Origin of the sequence: Agromyces fucosus, assembly GCF_004134865.1 — a bacterium.
In the GTDB taxonomy this organism is placed as follows: Bacteria; Actinomycetota; Actinomycetes; order Actinomycetales; family Microbacteriaceae; genus Agromyces; species Agromyces fucosus.
This window is the reverse complement of sequence record NZ_SDPO01000001.1, coordinates 302,848-321,648: the sequence shown is the minus strand read 5'-3', so window position 1 is coordinate 321,648 and position 18,801 is coordinate 302,848. Positions and strand designations below refer to the sequence as shown.

The following is an 18,801-nucleotide window of genomic DNA, read 5'->3' as shown; positions in this document are numbered from 1 at the left end:
CAATGCTAGTTCGGAGCAGGCCGCCGGCGGCGGATCAGCGCGGGCCGTCGCCGCGACCGTCGGCGCGGCCCCCGGGCTCCTCGCCGCGGCGACGGAGGTAGCGCTCGAACTCCTGCGCGATGGCCTCGCCGCTCGCCTCGGGGGCGTCGACGGCGTCGCGCGCCTGTTCGAGCTGCGTGATGTAGCCGGCCATCTCGTCGTCGTCGGCGGCGAGGGCGTCGACCCCCGCCTCCCACGCCTTCGCGTCGACCTCGAGGCTGCCGCGGGGGATGGAGAGCCCGGTGAGCTCCTCGACCTTGCCGAGGAGGGCGAGCACCGCCTTCGGCGACGGGGCGTTGTGCACGTAGTGCGGCACCGACGCCCAGAGCGAGACGGTCGGGATGCCGGCGCGTTCGGCCTGATCGGCGATGACGCTGAGGATGCCGACGGGGCCCTCATAGGTCGAACGCTCGACGCCGAGCGCCGAACGCACCTCGGGGTTCTCGCTCGAGGCGAAGACCGAGAGCGGCCGCGTGTGCGGCGCGTCCGCGAGCATCGCGCCGAGCAGCACGATGCCCTCGATGTCGGCGGCGAGTGCCGCGTCGATGAGCTCGGCGGCGAATCCCTTCCAGCTGCGGGCGGGCTCGGCGCCGAGCAGCACGTGCAGCGCCTCGGCGCCCGGGCCGGTCACCCGGTCATCGTCTTCTTCTGATGCGGGCAGCCCGCCGGGGCCCATGATCGCTGCGCCCGGCCACTCGAGGCGACGTGTCCCGTCGTCGCCGAGCACGATCGTCGGGCGCGTGAACTGGTAGTCGAAGTACAACTCGGGATCGACTGCGGCGATCTCGACGAGGCCGAGGCGCTCGACGAGGAGCTTGGCCGCCCCGGTCGCCGCCTCTCCGGCGTCGTTCCATCCCTCGAATGCGACGACGAGCAGCCTTCCGCCCTCGAAACCGGCCGGCTGATTCACTCCTGGTGCCCCGCTTTCCGCCCCGGATCTCCGGGTTCACCTCCACAATAGGCCGTGCCCGTAGACTTGACGGTTGTGACCACTCGCCTCCCCGCCGCAGTCCTCTGGGACATGGACGGCACCCTTGTCGACACCGAGCAGTACTGGATGGCCGCCGAGACGGAGATGATGGAGTCCTTCGGCCTCCCGTGGAGCCACGACGACGCCCTCGAACTCGTCGGCAGCGGACTCTGGGAGGCGGCGGAGTTCTTCCAGCTGCGGGGCGTCGCGCTCGAGGCCGACGCCATCGTCGCGCGCCTCACGAACCGCGTGCGCGAGCAGCTCGAGGCGCACGGCGTTCCGTGGCGGCCCGGCGCCCGCGAGCTGCTGGAGGCGCTGCGCGAGGCATCCGTGCCCACCGCGCTCGTGACCATGTCGATCCGCTCGATGGCCGATGACATCGTCGCCGCCATCCCGTTCGAGGCCTTCGACGTGATCGTCTCGGGCGACAGCGTCGAGAACGCGAAGCCGCACCCCGAGCCGTATCTCACGGCTGCGGCCGAACTCGGCGTCGACATCGCCGAGTGCGTCGCCATCGAGGATTCGCCCCCGGGGCTCGCTTCCGCACATGCTTCCGGGGCGTTCGCCCTCGCCGTGCCGAACCTCATCCCGCTCGACGGACTTCCCGCCGGCGCGTTGTGGCCGACGCTCGACGGCACGGGCGTCGACGACGTTGCAGCACTTCTGCAGATTCGCGAGATCACGGCATGATCGAGAGCAGGGGCGAGCAGAGTGGTCCGTTCCGCGTGGGCGACCGCGTGCAGCTGACCGGTCCCAAGGGCCGGCTCCACACGATCACGCTCCAGCCGGGTCAGCACTTCCACTCGCACAAGGGCCTGCTCGCGCACGACGACCTGATCGGCCGCCCCGACGGCTCCGTCGTCGCCAACCAGGCCGGCGTCGAGTACCTGGCGCTGCGTCCGCTCCTCACCGACTTCGTCATGTCGATGCCGCGCGGCGCCGCGATCGTCTACCCGAAGGACGCCGCGCAGATCCTCGCACAGGCCGACATCTTCCCGGGCGCCCGCGTCGTCGAGGCCGGCGTCGGGTCCGGTGCGCTCTCGCTCTGGCTGCTCCGCGCCATCGGCCCGGCCGGCCACCTGTACTCCTTCGAGCGGCGCGACGACTTCGCGAGCGTGGCCCGGGCCAACGTCGCAACCTTCCACGGCGCAGACCCCGAGAACTGGTCGATCACGCTCGGCGACCTGGCCGAGATGCTGCCCGAGACGGTCGACGAGGCATCCGTCGACCGCGTGGTGCTCGACATGCTCGCGCCGTGGGAGTGCCTCCCGTCGGTCTCCGCGGCGCTGAAGCCCGGCGGCGTGCTGCTCTGCTACATCGCCACGGCCACGCAGCTCTCGCGTGTCGCCGAGGCCATCCGCGCGACGGGGGAGTACACCGAGCCGCAGTCGTCCGAGACGATGGTGCGCGGCTGGCACGTGCAGGGTCTCGCGGTGCGGCCCGACCACCGCATGATCGCGCACACCGGCTTCCTCATCACCGCTCGACGCCTCGCACCCGACACGATCCTGCCCGAGCTGAAGCGCCGGCCGTCGAAGACGGAGTTCAGTGATGAAGACTTCGAGGCCTGGACCCCCGGCGCGCTCGGGGAGCGCAACGTGAGCGACAAGAGCCTGCGCAAGCGCGTCAGGCAGGCGGATGCCGCAGCCACCCGTTCGCGCGCGGGCGACGAGTCCGCCGTGACCGAAGCGAACGGCGTCGCCGACCCGTCCGACCCCGAATCGCCCGAGACGAACCCCGCCGGTCTGGGCGGGTAGGCTTTCATCGCCCCTCACCGATCACCCAAGAATCGAGGATCAGTGCGCTCGTCATTCGCGCTCATCGCCACGGCCGGCATCATCGCCCTGACCCTGTCGGGGTGCGTTTCGGCGCCCGCTCCGGAAGCGGGGTCCGGTGATTCCTCCAACGCGGTCGAGGTGAAGGGCGACTTCGGCGACACGCCCCGCGTCGAGTTCCCCTCGCCGCTCGCTCCCGAAGAGACCCAGTGCACCGAGGTCATCGCCGGTGACGGCGAGCGTCTCGTCGACGGGCAGCAGAGCCTCGTCGGGCTCGCCGTGTACAACGGAGCCACGGGCGAAGAGCTGCAGGTCACCGGCTTCGGCGGCGAGACGGGCGACCCCGTGCCGCTCGCGATCTCCGAGAACACGCTTCCCGGTCTCAACAAGGGCCTCTCGTGCGGTTCCGTCGGGTCGCGGGTGGCCGTCGTCGTTCCCGAGAAGGACGGATTCGGCCCGAACGGCAACCAGTCCCTCGGCATCGAGCCCGGCGACAGCCTGGTGTTCGTCCTCGACATCCAGCGCGCCTTCCCGGCTCGCGCCGACGGTGCAGTGCGCCTCAGTCGCGACGGCTTCCCGGCCGTGGTCCTGGCACCCGACGGTCGCCCCGGCATCACGGTACCGAAGGCCGACCCGTTCGAGACCACCGAGGTCGAGGTCCTCAAGGAGGGTTCGGGTCAGGTCGTCGAGTCCGGCGACACCGTCGTCGTGCACTACACGGGCGTGACCTGGGCTGACAGCAAGGTCTTCGACTCGAGCTGGGAGAAGGGCGCACCTGCGATCATGACCGTCTCCGACGGCGCCGACAGCCAGGTCATCCCGGGCTTCTCTGAGGCGATCATCGGACAGAAGGTCGGCTCGCAGGTCGCGGTCGTGATTCCGCCGAGTGACGGCTATGGCGACCAGGGGAGCGAGAACATCCCGCCGAACTCGACCCTGTTCTTCGTGATCGACATCCTGGGCGTGATCTGAGCCCGTCGCGGCGGCCCTCGCCGTCACCGCGGTTCAGTAAGATCGCACCTGTGGCGAGCGGCGGAGTGAACAAGGGCGAGTCGAAGATCCCGGTCGAGGATCGCCTGTTCAGCCTCGTCTTGGCTCTGCTCGCGACTGAGACGGGCCTCTTGAAGTCCGAGATCCTCTCGACAGTGCGCGGCTATGCCGAGCGATTCGATTCTGCTGGTCAGAACGCGAATCTCGAGCGCCAGTTCGAGCGCGACAAAGACGATATCCGCGAACTCGGCATCCCGCTCGAGACCGTGGAGTCGCCCGACCGTCCGGGCGACAACCAGGCGCTGCGCTACCGCATCCCCAAAGGGCAGTACGACCTGCCCGCCGACGTGCGATTCACGCCCGACGAGCTCGCCCTGCTCGGTCTCGCCGCCGAGGTCTGGCGCGAGGCCTCGCTCTCGGCCGATTCGCAGCGCGCCCTCACGAAGCTCCGTTCGCTCGGCATCGAGCCTCGTGAACCGGTGATCGGCTACGCCCCGCGACTGCGAGTGCGCGACACCGCATTCGAACCGTTGCGGCAGGCGCTCGATCGTCGCCAGTCGGTGCGGTTCCGCTACTTCAAGCCTGGTGAGCCCGAGCCGCGCCGTCGCACGGTCGATCCGCTCGCCGTGGTGCTGCACGACGGCCGGTGGCACCTCCACGCGTACGACCACGATGCGGCGGCTTCCCGCACCTTCCTGCTCTCGCGCATCATCGGCGAGGTCACGCCCGTGCCCGGGTCGAGTTTCGATGCTCCGCCGCTCGGCGTGCAGGACCGCATCATCGCCGAGCTGCAGGAGCTGCACCAGCGCAACGTCGCCGATCTGGCGGTGACCGGCGGCAGCGATGCCGAGGTGCGGCTCGGCAAGCGCGCGATCGAGGGCGACGAGGACGCCGGGGTCATCCGTCTGCACTACACGGACGCCGCCGTCTTCGCCGACGAACTCGCCGCCTACGGTCCCGAGGTCCGAGTGCTGTCACCGGCGTCGCTGCGAGATGCCGTCCGCGACCGGCTGCGCGCCGTTGCCGCCGCGCATCGCGACGCGACCGATGCCGCCGATGGGGGAGAGCGATGATGGCCAAGCGGCCGAAGCCGTTGAAGGCGCCCGACAAGCTCGTCTTCCTGCTCTCGTTCGTGCCGTACCTGCTCGAACAGCGCGTCGTCGACGTGGCCGAGGCCGCCACTCATTTCGGGCTCTCCGAAGACGAGATCAGGCACGCCGTGCGACTCATCGCGACCTCGGGCCTGCCCGGGGAGACCGGCACCTACCAGCCGAACGACCTGTTCGACATCGACTGGGACTCCTTCGAAGAAGAAGACGTGATCGTCATCGTGCACCACGTCGCGATCGACGATGCGCCGCGGCTCTCCGCTCGCGAGGCGGCAGCCCTCATCGCCGGGCTGCAATACCTCTCGGCCTCGCCCGAGAACGCCGGACGAGCCTCGCTCGCCGCGCTCATGGGCAAGCTCACGGCCGGGGCATCCGCAGCACCCAGTCGCCTCGCCGTCGCCGAATCCGAAGCGGATGCCTCGCTGGCCCGCATCCGCGAGGCGGTCACGGGTGGTCGCCAGCTCGAGTTCGACTACCGCAACGCCCTCGGCGTCGCGGGCCGGCGCCGGGTCGACCCGCTCCGCATCCTGTCGCAGGACGCCGACTGGTATCTGCAGGCCTACTGCCACACGCGCGAAGACGTGCGCAACTTCCGGGTCGATCGCATGAGCGAACTGCTGGTCTCCGACGCCCCGATCGAAGACCACTCCGACCGCACGGTGCCCGACACCCTGTTCCAGGGTTCCGACTCCGATCTCGACGTGGTCGTCGATGTCGCGCCCGAGACGCTGCCGTTGCTCGCCGACTACCTCGCCGACTCGCGGACCGAGCAGGTCGACGGGCGACTGCGAGTCACATTGCGACTTGCGCACGTGCACGGGCTCAAGCGACTCGTGGCCGGACTTCCGGGCCTCGTGACCGTCGTGGCGCCGGCAGAGGCACGCGCGGTCGTCGCCGAGTGGGCGTCGGCGGGCCTTGCAGGCTACGCTGAAGCTGTTCCCTCCGATGTCGGGCGGCAACAGCCTGGCATCGACGACAGGTAGACTGTCGTCACCCTCACTGACGAAACGGACGAACCCCCATGTGGCAAGGCTTCACTGGTTGGCACGCGCTGATCATCCTCGTGGTCATCCTGTTGCTCTTCGGAGCTCCCAAGCTTCCCGCGCTCGCCCGTAGCCTCGGCCAGTCGATGAAGATCCTCAAGACCGAGGTTCGTTCCGACAAGACCGATCCCGACGCGAGTGGCGACGAGACGCCCAAGGCCGACGGCCCGGATTCCGGCAAGAACTCCTGACCACGGTGACCGCGGTGAAAGATCGCGGCGAGAAGGACCGCGAGAAGCGGATGTCGCTCGGTCAGCACTTGATCGAGCTCCGCAAACGCCTCTTCATCTCGGCGATCGCAATCGTCGTCGGCACCGCCCTCGGGTGGTGGCTGACCGATGCGTTCATCTGGGACGCGATTCAGGAGCCGGTGACACGGGTCGCTGAGGCGCAGGGCAATGACGCTGCAGTCATCTTCCCGACCATCTCGAGTGCGTTCGACCTGCGGTTGCAGGTCGCGTTCACCCTCGGGATCGTGCTGTCGAGTCCGGTCTGGCTCTACCAAATCTTCGCGTTCCTGGTGCCTGGACTGAACAAGAAGGAGCGACGGTTCTCGCTCGCCTTCTTCGCGAGCGCGATTCCGCTGTTCTTCGCGGGCTGCGCGGCCGGATGGTTCGTGCTGCCGAACATCGTGAAGCTCATGATGAGCTTCGTTCCCGATGGCGCCGAGTCGTTGCTCACGGCGAAGGAGTACTACGACTTCGTGCTGAAGCTGGTCGTCGCGATCGGCATCGCGTTCGTCGTGCCGGTGTTCATCGTGCTGTTGAACTTCGCAGGCGTGATCAGCGCGGCGGCGATCATCAAGTCGTGGCGGGTGGCGATCCTCGTGATCGTGCTGTTCACCGCGATCGCGACGCCGTCGGCCGATGTCGTCTCGATGTTCATGCTGGCGATCCCGATGATCGTGCTCTACTTCGCCGCCTGGTTCATCGCGCACCTGCATGATCGCCGTGTCGCGCGCCGCAACCTCCTCGAATTCGGGGAGCCTGTCTAGGCTGGAGGGGTGATGAGCCTCTCGCCGGCCGAGCGTTACGCGCTCTCTCGCCAGCAGCGCCGCCAGCCGCGTCTCGCCGACTTCGTCGCGGGCCAGCGATTCGACCTCGACCCGTTCCAGCTCGCCGCCTGCGGTGCGCTCGACGAAGGACGCAGCGTCCTCGTCGCCGCGCCGACGGGGGCGGGCAAGACCGTGGTCGCGGAGTTCGCCGTGTTCCTCGCCATGCAGGAACAGGGTGCGAAGGTCTTCTACACGACCCCGATCAAGGCGCTCTCGAACCAGAAGTACCAGGAGTTCGTCGAGGTCTGGGGTGCGGAGTCCGTCGGCCTCCTCACCGGCGACACGAACGTCAACTCGGGCGCGCGCATCGTCGTGATGACGACCGAGGTGCTGCGCAACATGCTCTACGCGGACTCGCCGCTCCTCGACCGGCTCGCGTATGTCGTCATGGACGAGGTGCACTACCTCGCCGACCGATTCCGCGGCGCCGTCTGGGAGGAGGTCATCATCCACCTCCCCGAAGCGGTGCGACTCGTCTCGCTCTCGGCTACTGTCTCGAACGCCGAGGAGTTCGGCGACTGGTTGCAGGCGGTGCGCGGCGACACCGACGTCATCGTCTCCGAGGAGCGGCCGGTGCCCCTCGAGCAGCACGTCATCGTGAAGTCGAAGATGCTCGACCTCTTCGACTCGTCGGGGCAGGCCTCCACGAATCGCGTGAACCCGGAACTGAAGCAGCTCGCCCGCGCGGGCGGTCGCTCGATCTCGAGCCGATCCACCCGCGGGCAGCGGGGCGGCGACCGGGGTCGCTATCACCGCGACGCGCGCGTCGGCAACGGCCGGGCCGATCGTCCCGAAGTCGTCGCGATGCTGCAGGGCAAGAACCTGCTGCCGGCGATCGTGTTCATCTTCTCGCGTGCCGGGTGTGATCAGGCGGTGCGTCAGGTGCTGCGCAGCGGCATCCGGCTCACCGAAGCGGCTGAACGCTCCGAGATCCGGGAGATCGTCGAGTCGCGTGCCCGCATGCTGCGCGATGAGGATCTCGCGGTGCTCGGGTACTGGGAGTGGCTCGAGGGGCTCGAGCGCGGGGTGGCCGCCCACCACGCCGGCATGCTGCCCGCGTTCAAGGAGATCGTCGAGGAGCTCTTCCAGCTGAAGCTGCTGAAGGTCGTCTTCGCGACCGAGACGCTCGCGCTCGGCGTCAACATGCCGGCGCGCTCCGTGGTGCTCGAGAAGCTCGAGAAGTTCAACGGCGAGGCGCGGGTGCCCATCACGCCGGGGGAGTACACCCAGCTGACGGGCCGTGCCGGTCGCCGCGGCATCGACGTCGAGGGCCATTCGGTCATCCAATGGGTCGACGGGCTCGACCCCGAGGCCGTCGCGTCGCTCGCCTCCCGCCGCAGCTATCCGCTCAATTCGAGCTTCCGGCCCACCTACAACATGGCGGTCAACCTCATCGACCAGTTCGGTCGCGAGCGCACCCGTCAGATCCTCGAACTCTCGTTCGCGCAGTTCCAGGCCGACCGGGCCGTCGTCGACCTCGCGCGCACCCTGCGCAAGCAGGAGGAGTCGATGGCGGGGTTCGAGCAGGCCATGCGCTGCCACCTGGGGGACTTCGGGGAGTACGCAACGCTCCGGCGCCGCATCGGCGAGATCGAGCGCCAATCATCGAAGGGCAATCCCACGCATGCGCAGCGCGAACGGATGCAGCGCGAGCTCACGGCGGCGCGCAAGGCGATGCGGGCGCACCCCTGCCACGGGTGCGCCGAGCGCGAGTCGCACGCCCGCTGGGCCGAGCGCTGGTGGCGGTTGAAGACGGAGCACGAGCAGCTCTCCCGGCAGATCAGGACCCGCACCGGTCAGGTCGCGAAGCGGTTCGACCGGGTCACCGAGGTGCTCGAGTCGCTCGGCTATCTCGACCGCGACGCATCCGGTGCCCTCGTCTCCACCACCTCGGGCCGCATCCTGAAGCGCATCTACGGCGAACGCGACCTGCTCGTGGCCGAATGCCTGCGTCGTGGAATCTGGGATGGTCTCGACGAGGCCGGCATCGCCGCGATGGCGGCAGCGCTCGTCTACGAGCCGCGTCGAGACGACAGCAACGTCGAGTACCGGCTCCCGCGCGGCCGCTTCCGAGAAGCGTTCGAGCGCACCACCGACACCTGGGCGGTGCTCGACGACGTCGAGCGCGATCATCGGCTGCCCGGCAGTGAGGTGCCGTCGCCTGCGCTGGCCTCGGCGATGCACTCGTGGGCGCGCGGCACGGGTCTCGGAACGGTGCTGGCCGACACCGAGCTCGCGGCCGGCGACTTCGTGCGTCTCTCGAAGCAGGTGGTCGACCTGCTCGACCAGATCTCGATCGTCGCCGATGCCGAACTGGGGGCGACGGCGCGATCCGCGATCGATGCCGTGCGGCGCGGGGTCGTGGCCTACGGCGCACCCGCGTGAACGGCCGCCGCGGTCGCTTAGGCTGATCGGGTGCCCGAGAACGTCTACCGCCCCCTTCTGCCGTTCTGGGGCGCGGTGCTGGCCGCCGCGGCCGGCGGGTTCGCCTACGACCTCGGCTTCCCGGGTGCGAGCATCTGGCCGCTCGCGTTCGTCGGCATCGCGCTCGCGCTCGTCAGCCTGATCGGGCGATCGGCGTGGGGGGCGGCCCTCGTGGGGCTCGTGTTCGGGCTCTCCTTCTACCTGCTGCAGGTCTCGTGGACCTCGCTCTACCTCGGCCCGGTTCCGTGGCTCGCGCTCTCGATCCTCGAGTCGCTCTTCGTCGCGGCCGGCGGCGTGCTCATCACGCTCGCCTACCGTTGGATGCCGCTGGTGAGCAGCTCCCGGTGGGTCCGGCTGATCGCACTGCCGCTGCTCGTCGCGGGCCTCTGGTGCGTGCGCGAGGCCGCCACCGGCAGCATCCCCTACGGAGGCTTCCCGTGGGGCCGGGCCGCACTCAGCCAGTCGCAGAGCCCCTTCGCCGAGGTCGTCTCGTGGGCGGGTTCAACGGGCTTGAGCTTCGTCATGGTCGCCATCGTGGCCGGAGTCATCGAATGGGTTCGGCTCGCCGGGTGGCGGCGGCCGGTCTCAGCCCTGCCCGTCGCCGCGCTCGTGGCCGTCGCGATGCTCGTTCCCGCGTGGCAGACCACGCCGGCGGGTGAGCTCCGGGTGGCCAGCGTGCAGGGCAACGGACCCTCCGGGTACTTCGATCAGCGCGAACCGGGCGACGTGCTCGCCGCGCAGCTCGCGGCAACGGAACCGATCCTCGACGAGCCGGGCATCGACGTGCTGCTCTGGCCCGAGGGCGGCTCCGACATCGACCCGACCCGCAGCGATTCGGTCGCGCGCATCTTCGATCGGCTGAGCGAAGACCTCGACGCACCCCTCGTACTCAACACCGTGACGAATCGCGACGACGAGTACTTCAACACGTCGATGCTGTGGCGCGCAGGGGAGGGGGCCGTCGATCTCTACGACAAGCGGCATCCGGTGCCCTTCGGCGAGTACATCCCCGACCGCGACTTCTGGTACTCGCTCGCGCCCGACCTGATCGGTCTCGTGCAGCGTGGATACACCCCGGGCACCAATGCGCCCGTGTTCGATCTCGGCAAGGCCGTCACCGGGCTCGCGATCTGCTTCGACGTCATCTACGACGACCTCGTCTGGGAGGGCGCACGCGACGGTGCGCAGCTCTACATGTTCCAGACGAACAACGCCGACTTCCGCGGCACCGACGAGAACGAGCAGCAGCTCGCCATTGCGCGGCTCCGCGCGATCGAGACCGGTCGCTCGGTCGTGAACATCTCGACAGTGGGCACGAGCCAGGTGATCGACCCGTCGGGTCGCACGATCGATTCGCTGCCGGCCTATGAACCGGGTGCGATGGTCACCGATGTCGAGTTGCGCGACGGACTGACGCCGTCGGTCGCGCTCGGTTCGAGCGTGCCGAACGTGATCGTGCTGGGGTCGCTGGCAGCACTCATCGCCGCCGGTTTCATCGCACGCCGTCGGTCTCGCGACCTGGGCGGCGACGAAGCCGTCGGAACCGATTCGGCCTAGGCGCCGATCTTCTGCTGGCCGCGACGGGCCCGCAGGTAGCTGAGACGCTCCTCGAGCAGCTCCTCGAGCTCGGCACGTGTGCGTCGTTCGAGCAGCATGTCCCAGTGCGTGCGGGCGACCTTCTCGCCCGAGCGGTCGATCTCGACCGGCTTCGAGTCGACGAGCAGCACAGCGGATGCTCCGCAGTGCTTGCATTCCCACGACTCGGGCAGCTCGGCCTCGGTCGAGAACGTCATCACGGTCTCGCGCCCGCAGGTCTCGCAGCGATAGGTGTATTCCGCACGGTCGGCGAACACCACGCCGTCTTCACTCTGCAGGCTCTGTGCGCCGATGCGCATGCCTCGAAGGCTCCTGTCCGCCATGGCGTACTCCTCTCGCTCGTCTCTATGTCTAAACGATCAAGCTGGGCGTTCCCTTTCCGGACCCTGAGGTTTACCGGGGAATTCTCAGTTTCGAGCGAGGATGAGCGGGAGAGCGAGGTCGGCGCGATCGGTCACGAGGCCGTCGACGCCGAGGTCGAGCAGTCGTGTCATGTCGGCGGGGTCATTGACGGTCCAGACATGCACCTCGGCGCCGGCGCGATGGGCGGCGGCGACGAAGCGTTCGGTGACGAGGGGGAGCACGCCGATCCGCTCGGGCACCTGCAGGGCGTGCGCGCCGCGAAGCGCGCGGCTCACGGCTCGGGTCGAACCCGTCAGCGAGGCGAGGCGGGTTCGGACGACTCCGGCGCCGCCGACCGAGGTCGCCGCGTCGAGCACATACGCCGCGAGTCGCCGGCGCCTGCCCTCGGAGAAGCTCGTGAGCAGCACGCGCGACCCGGCCCGGAGCTTCGCCACCGAGGCGACGGTCGCCTCGACCGCGCTCTCGATCTTCACGTCGATGTTGAATCGGGTGTCGGGGAACGCATCTAACGACTCCTCGAGCGAGCAGAATGCTTGGCCGTGGCCGAGGTCGATGCGTCGCAGTTCCGCCATCGTGAGCTTCGAGACCTCGACGTCGCGGTCGGCGACGCGCGCGAGCGTGGGGTCGTGGGCCACGACGGCGACGCCGTCGGCGGTCAGGTGCACGTCGGTCTCGACGTACTCCGCTCCGATCGCGACGGCCTTCGCGAAGGCGAGGAGGGTGTTCTCAGGCGCTTCGAGGGCGAGGCCGCGGTGCGCGAGCACTCGCGGCCTCGACGGCTCGAAATAGGCGGTGGCCACTGACCTGCCGTCAGAGCCGCTGACCGGCCGCCCCAGGGGCCTCCGGTGCCTGCGGGGGAGCGGTGGGCGTGAAGGCCTTGCCGATGCCCTTCAGCGCCTCGGTGAGTTCGCTCGGCACGATCCAGAGCTTGTTCGACTCGCCCCGCGCGATCTGGGGGAGCATCTGCAGATACTGGTAGCCGAGCAGCTTCGGGTCGGGATCGCCCTTGTGGATGGCGTCGAAGACGGTGAGGATCGCCTCGGCCTCGCCCTGGGCGCGGAGCACCGCGGCCTTGGCGTCGCCCTCGGCCTCGAGGATGGCCGCCTGTCTGGCACCCTCCGCGGTGAGGATGGCGGACTGCTTGGTGCCCTCGGCGGTGAGGATGAGTGCACGCCGGTCGCGCTCGGCGCGCATCTGCTTCTCCATGGAGTCCTGGATGGAGTGGGGCGGGTCGATCGCCTTGAGCTCGACGCGTCCGACGCGGATGCCCCATTTGCCCGTGGCCTCGTCGAGCACGATGCGCAGCTGGCCGTTGATGTTGTCGCGCGAGGTGAGCGCCTCTTCGAGGTTCAGGCCGCCGACCACGTTTCGCAGTGTCGTGGTCGTCAGCTGCTCGACCGCGCCGAGGTAGTTCGCGATCTCGTACGTGGCGGCACGGGCGTCGGTCACCTGGAAGTAGACGACCGTGTCGATCGAGACGACGAGGTTGTCTTCGGTGATGACCGGCTGCGGCGGGAAGGAGACCACGGTCTCGCGCATGTCGACGAGCGGCCGCAGGCGATCGATGAACGGCACGAGGATGTTCAGTCCCGGGCTGAGGGTCTTGTGATAGCGCCCGAGCCGTTCGACCACGCCCGAGTACGCCTGGGGGATGATTCGGATCGACTTCGCCAATACGACGATGACGAAGATGACGATCGCGACGACGACGACCGTCGCGATGATGCCGGAAACTTCCATCAAACCCCAGTGCTCCTCTCCATCGGAACGACGACCGCCGTCGCTCCGTCGATACCGGTCACGAGCACACGCTCGCCGACCGCGACATCCGCTTGCTCGGTGATGGGCGACAGTCGAGCCGTCCACACGTCGCCGTTCTGCAGGCGCACCTGGCCACCCGCGGAGGTGACGGTGCGCACGACCTGGCCGTCGGCGCCGATGAGCGCGTCGATGTTGCTGCGCGTCGGATCACCGCCGCGCCGGAGCATCCGCAGGAGCGGTGGCCGCAGCAGCAGGATCAATGCGACCGCGACGAGCGCGGCGATGATGAACTGCGCCCACCACGGGATGCCGAACAGACCCGACAGCAGACCGGCGACGCTGCCGAGTGCGAGCATCAGGAACGTCATCTCGAGTGTGAAGACCTCGATCGTGGCGAACGCCAGGATCAACACGAGCCACACGATCCACGCGTACTGGGTCAGCACATCCAATTCGTTCTCCTTCGCACGGCCTTCTACTGAAACTATCAGGGCGGTCGACCCAGTGGGCCGTGCCTGTGGACTTGATAGTCTCGGTTCGCCTGTTCCCTGCGGACCACGTCCGTCAAGCATCGAGGAGTTCCACTGTGACCAACCCGCTCGCCCCCGGATCGTTGGACGGCCGCGTCGCCCTCGTCACCGGCTCTTCGCGTGGAATCGGTGCCGACACCGCCCGCTACCTCGCGGGTGCCGGGGCATCCGTCGTCATCAACTACCGCAGCAAGGCCCCGCGCGCCGAGAAGGTCGTCGCCGAGATCACCGAGGCCGGTGGCACCGCCGTCGCCGTCGGGGCGGACCTCACCGACGCGTCCTCCGTCGCCTCGATGTTCGAGCGTGCCGCTGCTGAGCTCGGACCCATCGACGTCCTCGTGCTGAATGCCTCCGGCGGCATGGAGACCGGCATGGGCGAGGACTACGCGATGCGCTTGAACCGCGACGCGCAGGTCAACGTCGTCGAGGGCGCGCTTCCGCACCTCGCGCCAGGCGCCCGCATCGTCTTCGTCACGAGCCACCAGGCGCACTTCATCCGCACGACGCCGACCATGCCCGAGTACGAGGCCGTGGCCCTCTCGAAGCGCGCCGGCGAAGACGCGCTCCGTGCGAAGCTCCCCGATCTCGAGGCCGCCGGGTTCGAGTTCGTCGTCGTCTCGGGCGACATGATCGAGGGCACCATCACGGCGACCCTCCTCGAGCGCGCGAACCCCGGAGCGATCGAGGCCCGCAAGCAGGACGCCGGTCGCCTCTTCAACGTCGCCGAGTTCGCCGCAGAGGTCGCTTCGGCCGCGGTCGAGCCGGTGCCCGCTGAGCACACGCGCTACGTCGGCGACACGTCGGGCTTCGCGCGCGTGGGCGACGCCTGATCAATTGAAACGTCGTCCCGGCTCGGCCGAGACAGCGGAAAGCCCGCCGAAGCAGACTGCTTCGGCGGGCTTTCGTCGTTCGTCGGGACTACTCCGCGGCCGGCGTGACGCCGCGTCCGAAGGTGAACGCGCGCACGATCTGCACGATTCCGAGGATGATGAGGCTGATGCCCGCGATGACGAAGAGGATGGCGATTCCCCACAGCGGCGAGAACAGCACCACGATACCCGCCACGATGCTCAGGATTCCGAAGAAGATCGCCCATCCTCGCGAGCCCGCGTCGCTCGACTGCGCCAACGCGACGATCCCCTCGATGATCCAGAGGATGCCGACGAGGATGCCGAGGAAGATGCCGAAGAAGACGGCGGACTCGCTCGGGTTGGCGAGCACGATGATGCCGCCGACGACGAACAGGAGTCCGAGGATGATGTCGAGCGTGCGTGCGCCGCCCGAGATGCCCTTCGAGAAGATGCCGAGGCCGAGGTAGGCGATGCCGGCGATCAGGAAGTAGATGCCGAACAGCACCGTGATGACGATGGCCGAGTTCTTCGGCCAGAACGTGATGAGGAGGCCGAAGATGAGTGCGACGGCGCCGCTGATGCCGAGCGTCGCGCGGATGGTGTTGATCGCCGACTTCGTCAGTGACGATGCGTCGAGCGAGAATGACGCGAAGACCCCGGTGGGTTGCGACGTAGACATGGTTGTGTCCTTTCTGGCGGCGGGTGCCGTGCAGGGTCAGGTTATGGCCGTCGATCGCCTGAGTGTCGGATGTGAATGCGCGAGTCTTCGGATGTCGCGGGGTGACCATGTGGTGGCGTAGATGGCCGAATTCGTCGGATCCGACGCCTGCGAGAACGGGGCTGACAGTATCGGAGCATGACGGCAGAGCTGTTGCACCTCCCGTTCACGGGCCTCTGGATGGCCCAGAACAGCCCTGCTCGGCGCGTGCCGAGCCACGGGGTCGACCTCTTCGGCGAGCGGTACGCGATCGACTTCGTCGCGGTCGACCGGCGACGCCGCACTTCGGAGCAACGCGACTGGCGAACCGTCCTGACGACCGAACCGCCTGAACGATTCCTCGGGTTCGGGCAAGCCATCCTCGCGCCGGCCGACGGCGTCGTCGTCGACCTACACGACGGCGAGCCCGACCACGAGGGCCGGCGCTCCCAGCTCGCCCTCGTGCCGTATGCGCTGGGCCAGGCCGGGCGACTCCGGCAGGGAGTGCACGCGATCGCTGGCAACACCGTGACCATCGCGCTCCGCGGCGGAGATGCGTTCGTCTCGCTCGCGCACTTGCGTTCGGGTTCGATCCGTGTCGCCGTCGGCGACCGCGTCGCGGCGGGGCAGGCGATCGGGGAGTGCGGCAACTCAGGGAATTCCACCGAGCCCCATGTGCACTTGCAGGTGATGGACCGCGTCGACCCATCCAACGCCGAGGGACTGCCGATGGCATTCCGGAGGTTCAGCGAATGGCGGTCGGGGTCCGATCAGCCCGTTGTCGTCGAAGCGGGGATCCCCGGCGAGCGGTCGATCGTGGAGGCGCTCACCTGAACTGCATGCTCGAGTCGGCTACTTCGACGTCGCGACCGCTCGCTCGAGGGCGGCGCGAATGTCGTCGGGGGAGGTGAGGGGCACGAGCTCCTCGTTGATGAAGATCGTCGGGGTGCCCTGCGCGCCGAGCGCGACGGCGGCATCGAAGTCGAACTGCACTCGCGCCTCGGTGGCGGGATCGGCGACCGCTTCGTCGTAGGCCGCCATGTCGAGCCCGAGGTCGTCGGCATACCCGCGGAAGACGTCTGCCTTCGACACCTGCTGCTCACCCCACTCGGCCTGCGTCTCGAACATGCGGTCGTACATCGCCTCGAACTCACCCTGCTGAGCCGCAGCCTCGACGGCGATCGCAGCAGTTCGCGAGTTCGTGTGCCCCGGCATGGGGAAGTACCGCGTCACGAAGGTCACCTCGCCGGCGTAGTCGGCGCGGAGCTCCTCGACGAAGGGGTACACCGCAGCGCACACCTCGCACTCGAAGTCGAGGAACTCGGTGAACGTCACCGTGCTGCCCTCGGCGACGTCGAGTCGGTGGCTGTTCTCGGCGACGACGGGCGGAGGCGTCGAAGCTGCGGCGCCGGGCACCGCAGCAGGAGCCTGGTTCGCGGTGACCGCGAAGACGATCCCGACGGCGGCGACCACGAGCCCTCCGATCACCGCGAGCTGGATCTTCGTGCTGTTCTTCATCGTCACGGGGGAGTGCCTCTCGAGCCGGTGCAGGGCGGATGCCTCGGAGACCGTCGTCTCCGAGGCATCCGTTGGTCTCGATCCAGCGTATGGGCGTTCGCTCGGCGACGTTCTCAGTCTTCTGGGATGGCCCGACCGAACGTCTCACGCCTGAGGCAGACGATGCCTGAGCACGAACGGACGGCGGGGGAGTCGAGACGCCAAGGGTGGAGAAGGATCGTCGACGGGCGGCAGCCTCAAGGTTGCACGGAGAGGTGACGGCGTGGCGTGACGATGCGGCGGGAACGGGCCCCTGTGCGCTTTCATTGGGCGGCGCGGTACCGCTCGACCGCGCTCAGCCCGGAGGCGAGGGCGCCGAACAGCACGGCAGCGATCGGCCAGATCACCCACGAGATGCCCCAGGCGCTGCCGACGAAGCTCCAGGCGAGGAAGATCGCGACCACGAGCGGCCAGTAGAACGCGGCGATCACGCCAACGATGCTGCGCCGTTCGTCGCTGGCGTGCCCGTCACCATCGGTCTTCGTCAGGGTTTCGGCGACCGACTGCGCCCAGTTGGTGGGGATGAAGACGACGAGCCCCGTCGCGACCATGACGAGCGTGCCGGCGACGGCGACGCCGATCCAGCTGTTCGTCACCGCGGGCGGAGCGAGCAGGCTCATCGCGAGCACCGGGGATGCGGCGAGGATCCAGAGCCCGATGGCGACCTGCAGCGCAGTCGCCCGCCTGGGAGCGACCTCCGCAGCGAGTTCGTCTGCCCACCGATCGACGCCGGGAGCCCTCGTGAATTCTCCCGCGGCGAGGCGACGGAACGGGGCGAGCTCCTGGTCACGACGCACGACCATGAGCACACCAGTCACGACGACGACGAGCAGGCACGCGAGTCCGATCAGCACGGCAGGATCCTGGCCGAGCCCGATCGCTCCGCCCGAGCTGAGCGTCACGAGCGCGACGAGCGCTGCGGGCGAGACGACGAACATCGCCACGGCGAACGCGAGCCGGGGTTCGGTGCGGCGGCGCACGTCGGCGTAGCGCTCAGCCTCGTCGCGAGTGACAGGCGCCGGCGCAGGGCGCCTCGCAGTGTCAGAGCCGGCGTACGCCGGGGGCACGGTCGTGGCCGACAGGACGGGTGCGGCCGAGGACGACCCCGGCGCGATTTCGGCCGAGATGCCAAGCTGCGGCGCGAGCTCGTCGAGGTTGCCGAATTCGGTGATGACCCGGCCGACGGCCTCGTTCTCGCTCAGCCCCGCGGCGAGGTAGCCCGTGTAGGCGTCTTCCATCATGGCGTGCAGTTCGGCCTTTGCCTCGAGCATGCGCGGGTTGTGCGGGTAGGCGCTGAACATCGTCTCGAGATAGGCGGTGATGACGTTCATGCTTCGACTCCTTCGATGAACCGGTCGACGACCGACTTCGTGTCGTGCCATTCGGCGACCTTCTGCTCGAGGTGCTCGAGCCCGTTCGCGGTGATCTGGTAGTAGGTGCGCGGCTTGCCCGACGCCGAAGCGCCGGCGTACGAGGTGACGAGGTTCGCCCCCTCGAGCCGCTTGACCGCCGTGTAGAGGGTGGTCTGCTTGATCGTGTACTCGGTACCCGTCACAGCGTGGATCTGCTGCGCGAGTTCATAGGCGTACGACGGCCGCTGGCGCAGCAGTGAGAGCACCATGAGGTCGACGTAGCCGCGGATCGCATCGGCGCTGATCATGCTGACCTCCATTCGAGCTTCGTGGCGATACCACCCTGAACGTACTATGTGTGCCGTAGTACGTCAAGCGCGCGGCACGGCAAGCGATGAGTTCCAGGTGCGGTCATCGGCACGCCGATTCAGCCCGTACGCCATCGAGCGTCGGAACGTGAACGATCGGAGATCCGTCGGCGCGTGAGTTGACATGCCTGAGATGCTGCACCGCGTGAAACCGCTTTGAGAACTTCTCCCACAGAATTCGAGCTCGAAAGTGCTGTTCCCGGCACGAATCACAAGTAGCCGATAATGCACATTATGTCGGAACGAAAGGCGGGAAGGGGCAGATCTCTCCCGTCGAGGCGCTCCTTCTGGGAAGCTTCCGCGCAGTATTCGGAACATGGTG

General features: G+C 68.4%; 20 protein-coding genes. 11 read left to right on the top strand and 9 right to left on the bottom strand.

What is annotated here, in order from left to right; genetic code table 11:
- Positions 1 to 34: 34 nt before the first annotated feature.
- On the bottom strand, positions 35 to 949 hold the full coding sequence (locus ESP57_RS01570; protein ID WP_056008840.1) for a PAC2 family protein: 915 nt from the start codon (positions 947 to 949) through the stop codon (positions 35 to 37).
- Between the two features lie 75 nt (positions 950 to 1,024).
- Here ESP57_RS01570 and ESP57_RS01565 point away from each other — a divergent pair, with 75 nt between their 5' ends.
- Genes ESP57_RS01565 through lnt form a run of 9 tightly spaced genes read left to right on the top strand, consistent with a single transcriptional unit; the run spans position 1,025 to position 10,961 of the window.
- Positions 1,025 to 1,699, top strand: coding sequence for an HAD family hydrolase (locus ESP57_RS01565; RefSeq protein WP_243648365.1), 675 nt, complete (start codon positions 1,025 to 1,027; stop codon positions 1,697 to 1,699).
- Complete coding sequence (locus ESP57_RS01560) at positions 1,696 to 2,766, top strand: tRNA (adenine-N1)-methyltransferase (protein WP_115957990.1); 1,071 nt, start codon at positions 1,696 to 1,698, stop codon at positions 2,764 to 2,766. The genes ESP57_RS01565 and ESP57_RS01560 overlap by 4 nt, the downstream gene beginning before the upstream one ends.
- A 42-nt stretch (positions 2,767 to 2,808) precedes the next feature.
- Positions 2,809 to 3,756 (top strand): FKBP-type peptidyl-prolyl cis-trans isomerase, encoded by a 948-nt coding sequence (locus tag ESP57_RS01555; protein ID WP_158556681.1) that lies wholly within the window; start codon positions 2,809 to 2,811, stop codon positions 3,754 to 3,756.
- Positions 3,757 to 3,806: 50 nt separating this feature from the next.
- Positions 3,807 to 4,847, top strand: coding sequence for a helix-turn-helix transcriptional regulator (locus ESP57_RS01550; protein WP_243648364.1), 1,041 nt, complete (start codon positions 3,807 to 3,809; stop codon positions 4,845 to 4,847).
- The gene (locus ESP57_RS01545) at positions 4,847 to 5,866 is read left to right on the top strand and encodes a helix-turn-helix transcriptional regulator (RefSeq protein ID WP_129230341.1); all 1,020 of its coding nucleotides are present in this window, start codon (positions 4,847 to 4,849) and stop codon (positions 5,864 to 5,866) included. Before ESP57_RS01550 ends, ESP57_RS01545 begins: the two co-directional genes overlap by 1 nt.
- Before the next feature lie 38 nt (positions 5,867 to 5,904).
- The gene (tatA, locus tag ESP57_RS01540) at positions 5,905 to 6,117 is read left to right on the top strand and encodes a twin-arginine translocase TatA/TatE family subunit (protein WP_056008823.1); all 213 of its coding nucleotides are present in this window, start codon (positions 5,905 to 5,907) and stop codon (positions 6,115 to 6,117) included.
- A gap of 50 nt (positions 6,118 to 6,167) precedes the next feature.
- Positions 6,168 to 6,920, top strand: a complete 753-nt coding sequence (gene tatC, locus ESP57_RS01535; RefSeq protein WP_056012707.1) for a twin-arginine translocase subunit TatC — start codon at positions 6,168 to 6,170, stop codon at positions 6,918 to 6,920.
- Between the two features lie 12 nt (positions 6,921 to 6,932).
- Entirely contained in the window at positions 6,933 to 9,365 is a 2,433-nt protein-coding gene (locus tag ESP57_RS01530; protein WP_056008820.1) for a DEAD/DEAH box helicase, read from the top strand.
- A gap of 30 nt (positions 9,366 to 9,395) precedes the next feature.
- The gene (lnt, locus tag ESP57_RS01525; RefSeq protein WP_129230340.1) at positions 9,396 to 10,961 is read left to right on the top strand and encodes an apolipoprotein N-acyltransferase; all 1,566 of its coding nucleotides are present in this window, start codon (positions 9,396 to 9,398) and stop codon (positions 10,959 to 10,961) included.
- Here lnt and ESP57_RS01520 read toward each other — a convergent pair.
- From ESP57_RS01520 to ESP57_RS01505, 4 genes are all read right to left on the bottom strand, one after another.
- A complete protein-coding gene (locus ESP57_RS01520; RefSeq protein WP_056008813.1) occupies positions 10,958 to 11,323 on the bottom strand; it encodes an RNA polymerase-binding protein RbpA in 366 nt (121 codons plus the stop codon). The two genes, lnt and ESP57_RS01520, sit on opposite strands and share 4 nt — an antisense overlap.
- Before the next feature lie 84 nt (positions 11,324 to 11,407).
- Positions 11,408 to 12,163, bottom strand: a complete 756-nt coding sequence (locus ESP57_RS01515; RefSeq protein ID WP_129230339.1) for a glycerophosphodiester phosphodiesterase family protein — start codon at positions 12,161 to 12,163, stop codon at positions 11,408 to 11,410.
- A 10-nt stretch (positions 12,164 to 12,173) separates the two neighbouring features.
- The gene (locus ESP57_RS01510) at positions 12,174 to 13,103 is read right to left on the bottom strand and encodes an SPFH domain-containing protein (protein WP_207904459.1); all 930 of its coding nucleotides are present in this window, start codon (positions 13,101 to 13,103) and stop codon (positions 12,174 to 12,176) included.
- Positions 13,103 to 13,570, bottom strand: coding sequence for an NfeD family protein (locus tag ESP57_RS01505; protein WP_243648418.1), 468 nt, complete (start codon positions 13,568 to 13,570; stop codon positions 13,103 to 13,105). The genes ESP57_RS01510 and ESP57_RS01505 overlap by 1 nt, the downstream gene beginning before the upstream one ends.
- Positions 13,571 to 13,710: 140 nt before the next feature.
- Here ESP57_RS01505 and ESP57_RS01500 point away from each other — a divergent pair, with 140 nt between their 5' ends.
- Positions 13,711 to 14,484 carry an SDR family oxidoreductase gene (locus ESP57_RS01500; RefSeq protein WP_129230336.1) on the top strand — a complete coding sequence of 258 codons (774 nt, stop codon included), beginning with the start codon at positions 13,711 to 13,713 and terminating at the stop codon, positions 14,482 to 14,484.
- An 88-nt stretch (positions 14,485 to 14,572) separates the two neighbouring features.
- Here the strand turns inward: ESP57_RS01500 and ESP57_RS01495 are convergent, their stop codons facing one another.
- Positions 14,573 to 15,184: an HdeD family acid-resistance protein gene (locus tag ESP57_RS01495; protein ID WP_056008794.1), complete on the bottom strand. Its 612-nt coding sequence runs from the start codon at positions 15,182 to 15,184 to the stop codon at positions 14,573 to 14,575.
- Between the two features lie 177 nt (positions 15,185 to 15,361).
- On the opposite strand from ESP57_RS01495, the gene ESP57_RS01490 reads away from it, so the two are divergent.
- On the top strand, positions 15,362 to 16,036 hold the full coding sequence (locus ESP57_RS01490) for a M23 family metallopeptidase (RefSeq protein WP_129230335.1): 675 nt from the start codon (positions 15,362 to 15,364) through the stop codon (positions 16,034 to 16,036).
- An 18-nt stretch (positions 16,037 to 16,054) separates the two neighbouring features.
- Here the strand turns inward: ESP57_RS01490 and ESP57_RS01485 are convergent, their stop codons facing one another.
- From ESP57_RS01485 to ESP57_RS01475, 3 genes are all read right to left on the bottom strand, one after another.
- Positions 16,055 to 16,720, bottom strand: a complete 666-nt coding sequence (locus ESP57_RS01485) for a DsbA family protein (RefSeq protein ID WP_129230847.1) — start codon at positions 16,718 to 16,720, stop codon at positions 16,055 to 16,057.
- Between the two features lie 302 nt (positions 16,721 to 17,022).
- Positions 17,023 to 18,090 carry a permease prefix domain 1-containing protein gene (locus ESP57_RS01480; protein WP_129230334.1) on the bottom strand — a complete coding sequence of 356 codons (1,068 nt, stop codon included), beginning with the start codon at positions 18,088 to 18,090 and terminating at the stop codon, positions 17,023 to 17,025.
- The gene (locus ESP57_RS01475; RefSeq protein WP_056012701.1) at positions 18,087 to 18,419 is read right to left on the bottom strand and encodes a PadR family transcriptional regulator; all 333 of its coding nucleotides are present in this window, start codon (positions 18,417 to 18,419) and stop codon (positions 18,087 to 18,089) included. Before ESP57_RS01475 ends, ESP57_RS01480 begins: the two co-directional genes overlap by 4 nt.
- Positions 18,420 to 18,801: the final 382 nt, after the last annotated feature.